16 protein-coding genes are annotated in these 15947 nt (G+C 49.9%); 8 read left to right on the top strand and 8 right to left on the bottom strand.

Going from position 1 to position 15947, the window contains the following annotated elements; genetic code table 11:
* Positions 1–27: 27 nt before the first annotated feature.
* Positions 28–1887, top strand: a complete 1860-nt coding sequence (locus NGM62_RS18040) for a DNA topoisomerase IV subunit B (protein WP_262249687.1) — start codon at positions 28–30, stop codon at positions 1885–1887.
* A gap of 6 nt (positions 1888–1893) precedes the next feature.
* Complete coding sequence (gene purU / locus NGM62_RS18035) at positions 1894–2736, top strand: formyltetrahydrofolate deformylase (RefSeq protein ID WP_262249686.1); 843 nt, start codon at positions 1894–1896, stop codon at positions 2734–2736.
* Here purU and NGM62_RS18030 read toward each other — a convergent pair.
* The 5 genes from NGM62_RS18030 to NGM62_RS18010 all read right to left on the bottom strand — a co-directional run bounded on the left by NGM62_RS18030 (position 2705) and on the right by NGM62_RS18010 (position 6098).
* Positions 2705–3058: a cupin domain-containing protein gene (locus NGM62_RS18030; protein ID WP_262249685.1), complete on the bottom strand. Its 354-nt coding sequence runs from the start codon at positions 3056–3058 to the stop codon at positions 2705–2707. The two genes, purU and NGM62_RS18030, sit on opposite strands and share 32 nt — an antisense overlap.
* A 15-nt stretch (positions 3059–3073) precedes the next feature.
* Positions 3074–3967 carry a class I SAM-dependent methyltransferase gene (locus NGM62_RS18025; protein WP_262249684.1) on the bottom strand — a complete coding sequence of 298 codons (894 nt, stop codon included), beginning with the start codon at positions 3965–3967 and terminating at the stop codon, positions 3074–3076.
* A gap of 90 nt (positions 3968–4057) precedes the next feature.
* Positions 4058–4537: a hypothetical protein gene (locus tag NGM62_RS18020; protein WP_262249683.1), complete on the bottom strand. Its 480-nt coding sequence runs from the start codon at positions 4535–4537 to the stop codon at positions 4058–4060.
* Between the two features lie 50 nt (positions 4538–4587).
* Positions 4588–5340 carry an ABC transporter ATP-binding protein gene (locus NGM62_RS18015; RefSeq protein WP_262249682.1) on the bottom strand — a complete coding sequence of 251 codons (753 nt, stop codon included), beginning with the start codon at positions 5338–5340 and terminating at the stop codon, positions 4588–4590.
* 23 nt (positions 5341–5363) lie between these two features.
* Positions 5364–6098 (bottom strand): MlaE family ABC transporter permease, encoded by a 735-nt coding sequence (locus tag NGM62_RS18010; RefSeq protein ID WP_262249681.1) that lies wholly within the window; start codon positions 6096–6098, stop codon positions 5364–5366.
* Between the two features lie 334 nt (positions 6099–6432).
* On the opposite strand from NGM62_RS18010, the gene NGM62_RS18005 reads away from it, so the two are divergent.
* Positions 6433–7074 carry a hypothetical protein gene (locus NGM62_RS18005; protein WP_262249680.1) on the top strand — a complete coding sequence of 214 codons (642 nt, stop codon included), beginning with the start codon at positions 6433–6435 and terminating at the stop codon, positions 7072–7074.
* A 707-nt stretch (positions 7075–7781) separates the two neighbouring features.
* On the opposite strand, the gene NGM62_RS18000 is transcribed toward NGM62_RS18005, so the two are convergent.
* Together NGM62_RS18000 and NGM62_RS17995 are read right to left on the bottom strand one after the other, a co-directional pair.
* The gene (locus NGM62_RS18000; protein WP_262249679.1) at positions 7782–9665 is read right to left on the bottom strand and encodes a right-handed parallel beta-helix repeat-containing protein; all 1884 of its coding nucleotides are present in this window, start codon (positions 9663–9665) and stop codon (positions 7782–7784) included.
* Between the two features lie 9 nt (positions 9666–9674).
* Positions 9675–10010 (bottom strand): hypothetical protein, encoded by a 336-nt coding sequence (locus NGM62_RS17995; RefSeq protein ID WP_262249678.1) that lies wholly within the window; start codon positions 10008–10010, stop codon positions 9675–9677.
* Positions 10011–10256: 246 nt separating this feature from the next.
* Here NGM62_RS17995 and NGM62_RS17990 point away from each other — a divergent pair, with 246 nt between their 5' ends.
* The 5 genes from NGM62_RS17990 to ispG are packed head-to-tail and all read left to right on the top strand — an operon-like array spanning position 10257 to position 15221.
* A complete protein-coding gene (locus tag NGM62_RS17990) occupies positions 10257–10976 on the top strand; it encodes an SDR family NAD(P)-dependent oxidoreductase (RefSeq protein WP_262249677.1) in 720 nt (239 codons plus the stop codon).
* A gap of 10 nt (positions 10977–10986) precedes the next feature.
* Entirely contained in the window at positions 10987–11598 is a 612-nt protein-coding gene (locus NGM62_RS17985) for a PspC domain-containing protein (RefSeq protein WP_262249676.1), read from the top strand.
* 11 nt (positions 11599–11609) lie between these two features.
* A complete protein-coding gene (locus tag NGM62_RS17980) occupies positions 11610–12560 on the top strand; it encodes a LiaI-LiaF-like domain-containing protein (RefSeq protein ID WP_262249675.1) in 951 nt (316 codons plus the stop codon).
* A 3-nt stretch (positions 12561–12563) separates the two neighbouring features.
* A complete protein-coding gene (locus tag NGM62_RS17975; protein WP_262249674.1) occupies positions 12564–13181 on the top strand; it encodes an RDD family protein in 618 nt (205 codons plus the stop codon).
* A gap of 30 nt (positions 13182–13211) precedes the next feature.
* The gene (gene ispG / locus NGM62_RS17970; RefSeq protein WP_262249673.1) at positions 13212–15221 is read left to right on the top strand and encodes a (E)-4-hydroxy-3-methylbut-2-enyl-diphosphate synthase; all 2010 of its coding nucleotides are present in this window, start codon (positions 13212–13214) and stop codon (positions 15219–15221) included.
* Positions 15222–15238: 17 nt separating this feature from the next.
* Here ispG and NGM62_RS17965 read toward each other — a convergent pair whose 3' ends face one another.
* Positions 15239–15742: a T9SS type A sorting domain-containing protein gene (locus NGM62_RS17965; protein ID WP_262249672.1), complete on the bottom strand. Its 504-nt coding sequence runs from the start codon at positions 15740–15742 to the stop codon at positions 15239–15241.
* Between the last annotated feature and the right edge of the window lie 205 nt (positions 15743–15947).

Raw genomic sequence — 15947 nt, 5'->3', positions numbered from 1 at the left:
AGTCTATTGTCTAATGTCTCAAAGAAAATGACCACATATAACGAAGATAGTATACGCTCGCTCGATTGGAAGGAGCACATCCGGCTCCGGCCGGGAATGTACATCGGCAAACTGGGCGATGGCTCAGCGTACGACGACGGCATCTATGTATTGCTCAAGGAGGTGGTAGACAACTCCATCGATGAGTTCGTGATGGGGGCCGGACGAACCATAGACATTAACATGAGCGAACAGAAGATTTCCGTGCGCGACTACGGCCGGGGCATCCCCCTGGGCTCGGTTGTCGACGTGGTGTCCAAGATCAATACCGGCGGCAAATACGACAGCAAAGCCTTCCAGAAATCGGTCGGCCTCAACGGTGTCGGCACCAAGGCTGTCAACGCCCTTTCCACATCGTTCACGGTACAGTCGTACCGCGACGGCAAGACACGGATTGCTGAGTTCAGCCAAGGGGAGCTGGTAAGGGATGAAGAAAAAACCACCACCCAACGCAACGGCACAGCCGTGACCTTCTACCCCGACGACAGTATTTTCAAGAACTACCATTACCGGGCGGAGTTCGTGGAAAACATGATATGGAATTATGTGTTCCTCAATTCGGGCCTTACCATCAATTTCAACGGCCAGAAATTCGTTTCCGAAAATGGACTTAAAGACCTTCTGGAGCGCAACATCGACGCCGAATCCATGCGTTACCCCATCATCCACCTCAAAGGGGAGGATATCGAAATTGCGATGACCCATGGCCAACAATATGGTGAGGAGTACTATTCGTTTGTAAACGGTCAACATACCACACAAGGTGGTACGCACCAAGCCGCTTTCCGCGAAGCATTGGTGAAAACCGTACGCGAGTTTTACAAAAAGGATTTCGATGCGTCCGATATCCGGGCATCCATCATCGGGGCGGTGGCAATCAAAGTACAGGAACCGGTATTCGAATCCCAAACGAAAACCAAACTCGGTTCACAGAGTGTCGGCCCGGAAGGACCTACGGTGCGTACGTTCATCAACGATTTCATAAAAAAAGCCCTCGACGACTACCTGCACAAACACAGCGAAACGGCCGATGCGCTGCTGAAGCGGATTATGCAGTCGGAACGCGAGCGGAAAGACATAGCCGGCATCAAGAAACTGGCCAACGAACGTGCCAAGAAAGCTTCGCTGCACAACCGCAAACTGCGCGATTGCAAAGTACACTACGGCGATAAACACGAGCTAGCACAGGAAACCACCTTGTTTATCACAGAGGGCGACTCGGCAAGCGGGTCCATCACCAAATCACGCAATGTGCAGACGCAAGCCGTTTTCAGCCTGAAAGGGAAGCCACTCAATGCCTTCGGCCTCACAAAGAAAGTGGTGTATGAAAATGAGGAGTTCAACTTACTACAGCATGCCCTGAACATCGAGGACGGACTGGATGGCCTCCGTTATAACCACATCGTTATCGCTACCGACGCCGATGTGGACGGCATGCACATCCGCCTGCTGTTGATGACCTTTTTCCTCCAATTCTTCCCCGACCTGGTGAAAGCGGGGCATGTATCGATCTTACAAACACCCCTATTCCGCGTGCGCAATAAAAAAGAGACCATCTATTGCTATAGCGACGAGGAACGGCAACGTGCTATCCATAAATTGGGGGGTAAGCCGGAAATCACACGCTTTAAAGGATTGGGCGAGATTTCGCCGGAAGAATTCGGGTTATTTATTGGTGAGAACATGCGACTGGACCCCGTCATCCTACTAAAAGAACTGAAAATAAAACAACTGCTGGAATATTATATGGGCAAGAATACGCCCGACAGGCAAAAACACATCGTAAACAACCTCCGTGTGGAAATAGATATTGCCGAAGAGTCAAAAACCGAAGAACTGGTGGCTTAATAGATCATGATAAACCAAACCCTTATCCTTATCCAGTGCCACGATGCTGTGGGGCTGGTTGGCCGGATAGCCAATACGGTGGCACGCCACACCCTCAATATCGTCACCATGCGCGAATACGTGGATGAGGCTGCAGAGCGCTTCTACGTACGGATTGTGTGCGCCGGAAAGGCCGAGAACAATGAATTGCTTACCGGCGACCTTATCGAGGCACTGCCGGCGGGGGCAATCGTAACGGTAAACCCACCTCAGCAGAAGCGGCTAGCCATATTGGTTACCAAAGAACACCATTGCCTTGGAGACATCATCGTACGTTACTTCTTCAAGACCTTGGGTGCGGAGGTTTGCTGCGTGGTCGGCAATTACGATGAGCTGAGCGCATTTACCCAACGTTTCAACATTCCATTTTACCATGTAAGCCACGAGGGGAAATCGAAAGAAGAATTTGAATCGGAAATTGCGCACCTATTGGACTCGCATCGCCCCGATTACCTTGTGCTCGCTAAATTCATGCGGATACTTTCGGCCGATTTCGTAGACCGTTACCCCGGTAGGATCATCAACATCCACCATTCGTTCCTCCCCGCGTTCATCGGCGCCAGCCCCTACAAACAAGCCTACGAGCGAGGGGTGAAGCTAATTGGGGCCACAGCGCACTTCGTGACGAGCGATCTCGACCAGGGGCCGATCATTGCGCAGGATATACGCCCGGTAAACCACAGCTACACCGTGAAGGACATGGTACGTGCCGGTAAGGAAGTCGAAAAATCAGTATTGAGCAAAGCGCTACGGTTGGTCATCGAGGACCGCGTAATCATTACCGGGAATAAGACGGTGGTGTTTGAATAACGAAATCTTCCCGCATGGGATTGAATGAATCAACGAGCACGCCGGCTTCCACGCATCGACAACCATGGATGCTATTCGAGGGAACGATGCAGGTATCGCCCTGCGCCATCACGAATGTGCGGTCGCCAATGGTGTATTCAAACACACCCGATGCGACGTAACTGATCTGGGTATGCGGATGTTGATGGGGCGCACCGATGCTTCCCGCTTCAAACCGGACCTTCACCACCATCAGATCGTCGTTGTACGACATGACTTTCCGGCTCACCCCGTCACCGAGGTCTTCCCAACCCTGCTCCTTATCGCTGTTAAACAATACCATAACCCATTAAAGTAATTATCCCATTTTTCGGAATTTGCCAAACACACCCAACGGCAGCTTGCTCCCCGCTGTTGCTTGCAGGTACAGCTCACCCGCTTCCAGATTTTCCACATCCGGCAACGCCGCCTTAATTAAGTTTTCGACGATGAGTGACGAGAACCCTAGGGAATAGGTATTCAAGATCAGAAAATGTTGCTGAGGGTCGAGCAGTTGGACGACATCGCACATCATCTCGGCGATGTGGTCTTCCAATCGCCATTTCTCGCCCTTCGGGCCGTGGCCATAAGCCGGCGGATCGAGGATGATACCGTGGTAGCGGTTGCCCCGTTTCAACTCGCGCTTCACAAACTTAAGGGCATCTTCCACTACCCAACGGGTATCCGAAAGGCCCGACAGCTCCTGGTTTTCGTTGGCCCAGGTAACCACCTGCTTTATGGAATCCACGTGGGTGGTATCGGCGCCGGCAGCACGGGCAATCAACGACGCACCACCGGTATACGCAAAAAGGTTGAGTACCTTGGGCTGTGGCGTACGGAATGACTTTATCGCTGTGGAAATATAATCCCAGTTGACTGCCTGCTCGGGAAAAACACCCACGTGCTTGAAGGAGGTAAGGCCCAGGCGTAATTTGATGGACACATCGCCATTACTGTATTGGACATGCCAGCGGTCGGGCAGTTTAGGGTTCTTTTTTATCCAATCGCCACTGGTAGCCGAGCGGCCCTTAAAACGGATATCGTGCCTTTTCAGCCACTCAGCTTCCGCAAGTCCCTTTGCCCACACGGCTTGTGGTTCCGGCCGGATTAGGATGCGGTCGCCAAACCGCTCCAGTTTTTCAAAATCACCGCAATCGATGAGTTCGTAGTCTTCCCAATGCTGGGGAGCAAGAAGTTGGATGCTGGTTGCCAAGATAAATTTTACTTTCAGGCAAAGGTGCTATGTTTATACCGTAAAAACAAGGAACGATCCACTAAAGTGGCAAAGGCACCACAGCCTGCGTTAAAGTAAAGCGGCACCACGCATACGGATGCCCCCTTGAGCCGGTTTACGATTTGTACCGAATGTTTCGATGTGGTATTCCGTCGGCCCCGCATCAGGATCGAACGAGACCGTAACTGACTTAATTACTTCCGGCCATATGATCGAATGGGAAGGATCGTCGACTAAGATGCTATCTACAAACACACCCTCATTGGAATTGCGCCCATAATTCTTAAAACACTTACGCAGATACCGTTCTAATGTAATTACTTCTTTGATCTGATCAACGGTGTATACCTTAACCGCATCAAGTTCTTTGTCGATTTCTAATCTTACTATTTCTTTTGGATCTAGCGGGTCTATCGAGCCAAAGAGTTCGCGGTCATTCAGAAAACGCCGCGGTACATTACGTTTATGAGGTTCCGACACGGCGTCTATTTGAGCCCAGGCCAACATTCCCATTGATAACATCACCAGCAATAGCGAAAGTCTTTTCATATTGATATGGGTGTATAAATAAATCGTATTACAACGGATGGGTTCGCCCGTCAAAACCGTTCTTTCGCCGCTTTCATAAACGGACTGGCAAACACGAAGTTGTTCAGCTCTTCCACGTCCGAATGGGCGATTTCCTTATTCGAGCCTTCCCACCATTTTTTTCCTTTATACAGAAAGATAATATGGTCACCGATACCCATCACCGAGTTCATATCGTGCGTTACGACAACTGTGGTACATTGGTATTCTTCGGTGAGTTCCGAAATCAACTCGTCGATCACAATGGCGGTTTCCGGATCGAGACCCGAATTGGGTTCATCGACAAAGAGATACTTCGGGCTCATGCTGATGGCACGGGCAATACCCACCCGTTTCTTCATGCCCCCCGAAAGCTCTGCCGGATAAAGCTTGTTGCTACCCGCCAGGTTCACCCGCTCCAAGCAGAAGTTTGCACGATCGACCTTCTCCTTTCGGCTCATATCCGTAAACATCTCCAACGGGAAGATGATGTTCTGCTCTACCGTCATCGAATCAAACAAAGCAGAATTCTGGAACAACATGCCGATTTCCTTGCGGATAGGTATCCGGGCTTCAAAATCCATCCGCGTAAAGTCCTCGTTCTGGTAGAGCACCTTACCTTGTTCCGGTCGATGCAGCCCTACCATACATTTCAGCAACGTACTTTTCCCCGAACCCGATCCGCCGATAATCAGACTGATCTTACCCGGCTCGAATGTGGCATCTATGCCCCGGAGCACGTGGTTATCACCGAAAGATTTATGGATGTTTTGAACTTCAATCATATGTTATGTTGGGTAAAAGGAGGTTAAAGCATGAGGGCTGTAATAATATAGTCGGCCACCAAAATGGCAATACAACTGATGACCACACCACGGGTGCTGGCCTGGCCCACTTCGAGCGCTCCGCCGCGAACATAAAACCCCTTGAAGGCCGAAACAGATGTGATGATAAAGCCGAAAACAAATGCTTTTACCAGCGCTACCGCCACGGTATAGCCGATAAACCCGTCGGTAATTCCGCTTATGTAATCGGCCGGGGTTACCGCTCCCGAGATCGCCCCTCCGACAAGCCCCCCTAACAGCGCCAGGAAAATCGACATGATCACCAACACCGGAATCATCGTGACACCCGCCAATATTTTAGGGAGGACAAGGTAGCCCGGCGCATTGATGCCCATGATTTCCAGGGCATCGATCTGCTCGGTAACCCGCATGGACCCAATCTGCGATGAAATGGACGACCCCACCTTCCCCGCCAACACCAGCGCGGTGATGGTAGGGCTTAATTCCAAGATGCTCGAATCGCGGTTGATCTGCCCGATTACCGAGGTGGGAATCAAGTCAGACACCAACTGGAAGGCGATCTGCATGGTCATTACGGCGCCGATAAAAGTAGAGATAATGGCAATCAGTCCCAGTGACCCCACCCCGATCTCGTTCATCTCATGGATAATCTCTTTCCAGTATATGCGCCACTTTTCCGGTCGACGAAAGACCGATTTCAAGAGTAATAGGTATTGTCCAAAGTAGGTAAAAAACATAAATCGCTGTCCAAAAACTATTCAATGATAGCGTTAAAGATACAGGTTTTGCTATTACAACGAAAATCTATGCCAAATTGTTTTTTGGCGGAGGTTGGCGGAAAATCCCGCCAATTTCCGCCAATTTCCGCCAAAGTTCTTTCCAAACGGCTTGCACATACTAATTTGCTCTTATGGAAACTACACAAAACCCCATACGGGCAGGACCCGTAGACCGACGAATAGGCAACATAAGGCCGAGAGCGCCAACGTGCCTATGGATGAAACGAATGAATGTAACCGATGGTAAGAAACCATCATATCAAAAAACAAGTTAACATAAAAACAAAAGAAAATGAGAACACCAAAATTAATTACCAATTATGACTACCTCAGCGATGCGGACCTCGCTTCATTGGCTACGCGTACAGTAGACGCTTTGGAGACTAACGCGAATTTCCCAGACCTCAATCCGTCTTTCGAAACTTACAAACCGGTTGCCCTGGACTATGTAGCCAAGCAGGCCATCACCGCCAACGGACGTGCCAGTGGAGTTCAGAAAGAAGAGAAAGACGAAGCCCGGGCCGCCCTGGTCGTGATAATGCGTCAACTAACTAGCTACATCAATAACTTCACGCAAATCAGCTCCGTGCAGCTAAGCTCCGGGTTCTATCCAGTACTGCCGCCCAAGCCCGGGCAGGTGCCTTCATCACCTAGTTGGACACGGTTAACGGACTCCAACCGTCCTGGCGAACTACGGCTCCAGTTCGAAGCCGTAAGGGCAGCCTATCAATACGAAATGCAGTTGGCCTCCGAGTTGGACGAAACGGGGCAACCCGTGTGGCAAGATATCAATCCAGCCCCTAGGGCGCTCGGGAATTTCTTTGGGCCTGTGGAAGACGGTGTGGTCTACTATTTCCGTGTTCGCTCACGCAATAAAAAGGGTGTGAGCGATTGGAGTCCTATAGCATCCTTACGTGCCCGGGTGATGCTGTAACATCCGACTGAAAAAAGGCCGGATAAACGTTTGCGATATCCCGGCATACAATGCCGCCTCAATTGGGGCGGCATTGTTGTGATACATTAGTAACCCCTGATGGGGCGTTGGCACCAACGCTATTAGCTGCTTCCTATCTACCCAAACGATATTGTCTCACGCCAAGACCATACCGTCCCACACCAGCACAGGATAATCTCACCTCGCCACAACATCGTTTTAAGCACACACAAAACGAGGTGGGGTCAGCCCAACACCGTGTCGGCTTGAACGAATATCCTACTGAACCGACACGACATCTCCCTGAACTGAGACCATGTTGTGTTGGGTTATTACGGCCCTGTGCCGACTAGACACAGGCACGTGTTGATAAGAGACAATGCTGTCTTGACTTGACCTAGTATCGTGTCAACTAGACCCGAGACTGTGTCGATAAGAGACGATGCCGTCTCGACTTGACCTAGCATCATGCCGACTTGACCCGGGGCTGTGCCGATAAGAAACAATGCTGTCTCGACTTAACCTAGCAACATGTCGGCTAGAGACAGCTCTGTGTTAACCGGAGCGGATACCGCCTTGACGAAACACGCTGTCGTGGTGACCTGCCATGAGGTCGTGTCGGCGCATCACAGCCCTGTGCGGACGTAACACAATGTTGTTGCGAAAGGCCCTCCTTTAGGTCGCTACAAACCGTGGGTGTGCTGGTCTTAGGGGTAAATTCGATTGAGCTCGTGCGGTATAACGGTAATATATGCATTTTCCTTAGCCTGTTGAATGAATTCTTGATACTGCTTATCAGTCGTCTTCCCGAGAACAGTTTGCAAACGTAATACCCGATTGGTAAAAAGGTAATCAAAATAATCGCTCTCGGTATAATGTACGGGGCCATAAATCACTTCTTCGGATTCTGCTGCCTTCCTTCGGTGCTCATTCACTGATTCTCTGTCGCACATCATGACATGATAGCGGGTGTCGGGAAGTAATACGTACTCCAGCATGAGTTGCTGTTGCACTTTGATACTGACTAACGTATCTAGGGCACGATTTCGGATCACGTCTATTGGACGCTGGCCATCGTATCTGGTATTCCAAAAATTATCGTCGATATGCGTGAGCTGGTGGGCCCGGGCAAATTCTCCGATCACCCTTGCCCGCAACCTGCTCATTTCCCGTTTTAGTTCCGCCATTTCGACAGGCAGCCCGTTTACATACACCGGGTTCGAACTGTCGGTTAGCTGCACGGCTCCCTCGGAAGCTTGCAAGTCCGGCTTAGCGCCCCACGCGGACTCGCTGTTGTCGTGAGGGATTGCCGACCGCTGATGGATGCCAATGTCGGTTTTGTTTGAGTACACCAATGGATTTCCGAAATAGTCCCGTCCACCATTATCGGGAATTGGCCGACCGGTGCCTAAGGCGGGCGAGCCTTTCCGCAATTGGTACCCCTTTACGGTGTGGAGCCCGATACCGCCACTACCCGGATCGACAAACAGCGGGTCTTCCGTAATTTTAAATGGGTCGGAGGGCTCTCCGTCGATATGCTCGCCGAAAAACAGGTTATTTGAAAAATGGCGTTTTGCGTTGTACCAGTTGTAACTGGCCGTGCTGCTCAGGTTATAAATGATATTATTGTAGAAATAGAAGGATTTTTCAGCATTTTTTCGTTCGTCTATGATCACCGGTGAAAGATGTTCAGGGATATACACGACGTTGTTGTAGATATAAACGCTTTTGTTATCATAATTGATGCAAAAAATGGCACCCTTATCGTTTTGGCTCACATTATAGCGTACGATGACATTATTATCGGGTGCTGAAGTGCAGAACCATACGAGGCCATGGGCATTATCGTGGCTGTAGCTGTACTGCCAAATGGTTTCTGGACTGTTCAAATCCGGGTCATATAGGCTGCCGTCATAGTCGGGGGAACGATTGAGATACCCCTCATTAAACTGAAAGACCGTACCGCGGCTACTTCGCGAAAATATCGTATTGCCCGTGATTTTGGTAGCCGTTTCATAGCATAGGTTGTGTTCAACCACACCGCCCTCCATCATGCGGGCGATAATCGCATTTTTGGAAATATGGTGTATCCGGTTATTACGGATCCGCACATCGGTGAAACAACGGTCCAACCAAGCGGGCGTGCCGGGGTAGTCGGAATGCTTTACTTCATTGTTGGTTACAATCCCTTGGTTATCTACGTGGTGGATATGGCAGCCCTCGATTAATAGATCATGAAAACGAGTAGCTACGGCATCGTCGGCGGTTGTGGCGATATATATCCCTGCCGATTTCTTGGCCGTGAGGCCGTTGCCAACGGTACCTGTGATATGGTGTACATGTAAGTTTTTAAGGTGAATATGGCTTGCTATACCGTAGTTCCCGGCTTTGACCTCTACGCCGCGGCGATCGCCCGGCTCTGCAGCATCATTGGTGACTTCCAAGTTATTAATTTCCCAGTGGGATTGATTGTATAAGGACACTACACCGGCCCCATCTAACCCGTTGCCATCGATAAGAGGCTTTGCACCAGGGCCGTATTGGTCAATGACGATGGGTAACCCTGAAACACCCGAACCTTTCGGAGCCAATTGGCCAAATCATACACCACCCGATTTGAATAAAATACGGGCTCCCGGCCCGAATAGCGTATTGTTTATTTTATGGAGCGATTGCCAGGCGGTATTGGGGGAAGTTCCATCTAGGCCGTCGTCGCCCTCGGTGTCATCTACGTAATACGTGCCGGTGAATTGAGGGTGATCAGCGCCAAACGTTACATCGGCCGAAGCCAAGGCTGCGTATTCGGCACCAAAACTAAACGAGGTATGAAGAAATACTAACGGAAAGACGAAAGAACCGGCAATTGTTATGCTGACAGTTCGGATTTTTGAAATCGCCGCCTTGAGGATAGAGGTATATTGCCGGTCAAGTTTCATAAGTCAGTAGATCATTATAAATTTTCCCGAAGGTACGAACATTCTGCCCGATCCACGAAATAGGTTTCCAGTTTCCCAAGCCTTTCTATAGGACTTGTTTACTTGCTGTTGAGAGACGGTATTGTCTCGACTTCCGGCCATCCGATGAGGAGACGACACAGTGATGCCTCTCATAGGTTTAAAAATAAACCAATCAAAAGACCTAAATTTGAAAACAACAACTAAAAAGACATAAAAAATCAGCGTATGCTCCGTTTAACACACCGAACTGCCATCATTACCGGCGCCACAAAAGGGATGGGGTTAGCCATTACCAAAAAATTGGCTGCCTTGGGATGCGACCTACTGCTTACCGCGCGTAGCAAGGAAGATCTCCAAAAGTTGAAAACAATCCTCGAAACCCAGTATGCGGGCATTACCGTACAATACAGGGCCTGCGATGTTGCAGATGCCGCACAGCTCGATGGGTTGGTTAGTTGGCTCATCGGCATGGCTACGGCTCCAGATATCCTCATCAACAACGTGGGTATTTTCAAGCCCGCATCGGTGTTGGACGAAACAGAAAACGACTTCCTTAGTCAACTGCAGGTCAACTACATCACCCCCCACCTCCTATCACGCGCCGTGGGCCGGCGCATGCGCGAAAACCGCCGTGGGCATATCTTCAATATCAGCTCGATAGCGAGCCGCGAGCCTGTATCATCTGCAGGCACCTACACTGTAACAAAGTTTGCCGTACGTGGTCTAACCCATGTATTGCGGGAAGAATTGCGGCCATACCACGTGAAGGTAACCGAAATCATCCCAGGCTCAACGCTGACCTCCTCGTGGGAGGGCACCAACATCCCTGCCGACCGGTTCATCTTGCCGGCAGACATCGCCGAAGCAATTGCTGCGTGTCTAGGGATGAGTGAGGGTGCAAACGTGGAAGAAATAGTGATAAAGCCAAAATACGGTAACAGCTAAAAACGGAGTCATGGAAAAGAAACTTCAGCGTATCCCACACGAAGGTGCAGTGGCAGGTGTGTGCGCTGGCCTAGGGGCATATTTCGGTATCGATAAAACTTGGGTACGGGTTGCCTTTTTCGTCAGTGTCTTTTTCTCCGGTTATATGGGGATCGGACTAATGGGACCCCTGGTTTATATCGTACTCTGGATCGTACTCCCGGTGAAATCATTCACACTACCACACGATCCGTTTGATGTCGATTACAGGACCCAATCGACCGAAGCAACCTCAGATTATGGAGACTATACCGCCCGCGCCTGGGGTACTGCTACCAAACCAGCCTCTACTAAAGCAGGTAAGGACCGATACGTGGCCGGGCTAATCCTCGTAGGATTGGGGATTTTCTTTTTATTGCACCAACTGGATATCTTTTATTGGCGCGACTTCGCCCGTTTCTGGCCGGTACTGATCATCATATCCGGCTTGGCAACGGTGTTCAGCGCGTTCAAACAACAGAAACAAAAGCCGTTTCCGGCGAACGAACCTGAGGAGCAACAGGCACCTGAAACACAGGCACCCGGAGATAAAACCGGCGGCACTGCCGGTGAGGCGGATACCGATCGTGGTTATACCAAATAATTGAACATGTCATGAACAAAGAGAAATTAAGCTGGGGGCTCATCCTACTATTTGTAGGCGGCGTTTTGCTATTGGACAACCTGGACGTCATCAATTTTTATTGGCGGTCGGTGTTTAGTATGTGGCCTGTCATCCTCATCATTATCGGTGTTAATCTACTGGTACCCAAACATGGTATCGGCAATGCTGTATCGATTATTGTCACCATTGCGGCGCTAGCTTTCCTTGCCTTCCGGGGTACCTTCCCACCGCACAATAATTGGTGGGTATTTGACAACAAAGAATGGAACACCGAAAAGCGCACCCCAGGCGACAATAGGAGCCGGGAAAAGTCAAGCGGTGTGTTCACCCATCAGTATGACAGCACCATCACCACAGCGCACCTCCACATTAAAGGTGGTGCAGTGGAATATGAGATTGAAGGATTAACAGACGACTTATTCCGTGCTGAGGCCACGAGTACCATCGGGGTACATCAGTTGGAGACCACCACTTCAGGGAACAACGCCAACCTTACATTCAGTATGCGGGACTCAAAAAAGGGCGATTGGAATATAGGGGGCGACGAGAACTGGGCCAAAATCAGTCTAAACCCCAAACCGGTATGGTACATTGCCCTCAACATGGGGGCCGGCACGGCAGAGTTTGACCTGACCGAATATAAAATTGCAAGCCTCACATTCAATGGTGGTGCAGCATCGTTCGAAGCGAAACTCGGTATGCCTCTAGAAGAGACCGCGATATCGGCCGAATCGGGCGTAGCTAGTGTGGAAATAGAAATACCGCGTGCAGCCGCTTGTAAAATCGTGGTCAAATCAGGGTTGTCTTCCAAAGATTTTCCGGGCTTTACTAAACAAGCCGATGGGTCTTATATAACCAACGGCTATGAGGAAGCAAACGCCCGGTTTGTCATTAACCTGAAAGGCGGGTTAAGCTCGTTTGCCGTAAAACGTTACGATTAAGCTATGAGCTCGCGTCCGGATCGATTCCACGTCGTTGTCCGCGGAAAACCCGAAGGCCCCTTCTCATTGGATGAATTGCGGGCCATGAACCTCGGCCCTACCGATTTTGTGAAACCGGTGGGGCAACCGGAGTTTAAAGAGCTGCGGGAACTGGCGGAATTGGGCAGCTTGCTGAACATACCGTACCAAACCACACAACCCCAATATTTTGCCTCCTTGGATATGCGGTTGCTGGCAACAGCAATCGATTACTTTATCGCTATCTGTGTATACGCGGTATTGGCAGCCATATATCTTGCCGGCTCGACAAATGCAAGAGACAGCGTCCCCGCATTGCTGATAGGGCTGGCAATCGTACCGATACTGAAATTCACCCTCAGCGTGGTAATGGAGGGATCAACGAAACAAGCTTCGATCGGAAAGATGCTCATCGGCATAAAAGTGACAGACGAAGTGGGAAAACCTGTGGGCTATGGGAGGGCCTTAGGCAGGAACTCGGCGAAATTGGTGGGAATCGCCACGCTTGGCATCGGGTTTTTAACCGGGTTCTTCGATCGCAGGCAACAATGCCTGCATGATAAGATTGCCGGAACGTTGGTTATTAAGGATCGATTGATTTGATCATCCATTATCCCTAACTTTGCCATACCAATGGATATAAAAATCGGAAACACACTGCGGGGTGGTTATTGCCCCTCGTTAACGGAATACGCTAGATGGCGCACCCGGGAGGTAGCCATAGGCCACCTACCTATGGGTGGCGACAACCCTATCCGTATCCAGAGCATGACCACGGTAGACACGATGGATACCATCGGGTCTGTGGAACAAACCATCCGCATGGTTGAAGCAGGCTGTGAATACGTGCGGATTACCGCACCCAGCATCAAAGAGGCCAGCAACCTGGCCGAAATAAAAAAAGAGCTGCGTAAACGGGGCTATGATGTACCGCTCGTTGCCGACATCCACTTTACGCCCAATGCCGCCGAAGTGGCGGCACGGATCGTGGAAAAGGTCCGCATCAACCCTGGTAATTATGCCGACAAAAAGAAGTTCGATCAGCTGAATTATACCACATCGGCTTACCAAGCGGAGTTGGAGCGTATCTACTCTAAGTTTGCCCCATTGGTAAAGATATGCAAGGAGTACGGCACCGCTATGCGCATTGGCACGAACCATGGCTCGCTTTCCGACCGAATCATGAGCCATTACGGAGACACCCCGGAAGGGATGGTCGAATCGGCGATGGAGTTTATCCGTATCTGTGAGGACCTCAATTACTACGGAATTGTCGTTTCGATGAAATCCAGTAATCCGCAGGTGATGGTGCGGGCCTACCGCCTCCTTGTGGAAACCATGGTAGCCGAAGGGATGAACTATCCGCTGCATCTTGGTGTCACCGAAGCCGGTGACGGCGAGGATGGCCGCATCAAATCAGCAGTAGGCATAGGTACGCTGCTGGAAGACGGGCTGGGCGATACTGTGCGTGTATCGCTCACGGAAGAACCGGAATTTGAGGCACCGGTAGCCTTGGCACTGGTCAACCGATACAAAGCCCGACAAGGTACATCCGCACGCGAAACGATATCGCTAACGGATGAATCCCTGCTCGCAACCCATAAACCGACAGCCTACACATCAAACGAAGTAAATGTATTCATCGGGGGGGCTCAGGTACCCCGTGTAGTGGTGGATATCTCACAAAAGAATCTGAAAGACCCCCATATTCTTTCGGACGTGGGTTATAAATATGACCCATGGCTCGACAAATACCACATGGGCGAGCAGTCGGTAGATTTTGTGTACCTGGGTAATGAACTTCCGTCATTTACAATGCCTGGGAATCTGAAACAGCTATATGATTACCCTACCTGGCTGAAAATTGTAAATCGAGCCAATATCCACCCACTATTTACCCTGAATCAATTCGTCGAATCAGCCGAGCGGGACCCCCGATTAAATTTGGTACGGATACAATATGCCGACCTTAGCACCCCTCTATTTGAAGCGCTACCGCTGGATAAAACCGTTGTATTTGTAGTAGAGACAAATGAGCAACACGGAATGGCCGACCAACGGCAATTTTTCATGGCGCTCACAGCATTGGGATTAGATAATCCGGTTATCATCCGGCGTCACTACCCGGCAACGGAGTTTGATGGCCCAGCGGGCAACCTGATGGACCCTGAGGAACCGCTATCGAAATTGCAGCTGTATGCGGCAACCGACATGGGGGCTTTATTGGTAGACGGGATGGGAAGTGGAATATGGGTAGACTCGCCAGCGACACCCATTGATAAATTGGTATCGCTGTCTTTTGGCATTCTACAGGCCACGCGCTCTCGTATTTCAAAAACGGAGTATATCTCATGCCCCAGCTGCGGCCGTACATTATTCGATCTTCAGGAAACAACCCAAATGATACGTAGCCGGACCAATCACCTCAAGGGACTCAAAATAGGCATTATGGGATGTATTGTAAACGGGCCCGGCGAGATGGCAGATGCCGATTATGGATACGTGGGGGCAGGCCCCGGTAAAATCACGTTATACCGCGGCAAAGAGGTGGTAAAGCGAAATGTAAATACTGCCAATGCACTGGACGAACTCATCGAAATCATCAAACAAGATGGGAAGTGGGTTGATCCGGAAGAAGATTGATATTTTCGAAAAGAAAATTAAAGCACGGAGATACGTTTCACTACAGTTTCCGTCCCCGCAGATACACGGATAAAATAAAACCCGTTTGTCAGTTTGTTATTGGTATCAAAGACATGGCTTTGTGGACCCGCATCCAACTCCTGGTTAAGTAATGTCATCACTTCATTCCCTAATGCATCCATTACTTTAATCGAAACCGAACTTTGCTTGTCCAACCGATAAGACAGACTGATTTGGTCAACGATCGGATTCGGAAAAACTTTTACACTGCTCAACAGCTTCTCGTTAGCTACGCTATTGGGTTTAAAAGGAAAGAAGCTTTTAAACGACGAGAAGAACGACCGCTGGGACCGGCTGCCTTCCGGCGAAACCGCCGACTGAGTAATCGTGGCATCCGCTGCCTTGACCACACGGGCCGTATCGGCAGCAACCGCACGCTCCTGCGATCCCTCAGCAGTACCCGCGAGTACAATCGCACTCACTGTCAGTATGGTGGTGATATGTTGTAAAAATTTTCTCATAGGGTCAATCCGCTCGATTTAAGGCATCACAACTCGTTAATTTAAGTTTTATAAATCGCACTCTATGCATTTACCTCACACAAAGGTAACGCATCGCGCCCAATACACATAAACAAATGTATACTTTTTTTATCAATTTAACAATTTTTAACACGATGTTACAGGGATTTCGCTTTTAAAGTTTTAGCACCTTTTCACGGTATTT

Source organism: Parapedobacter soli (assembly GCF_025460835.1).
Lineage (GTDB): Bacteria > Bacteroidota > Bacteroidia > Sphingobacteriales > Sphingobacteriaceae > Parapedobacter > Parapedobacter soli.
This window is presented reverse-complemented; position numbering and strand designations above follow the sequence as displayed.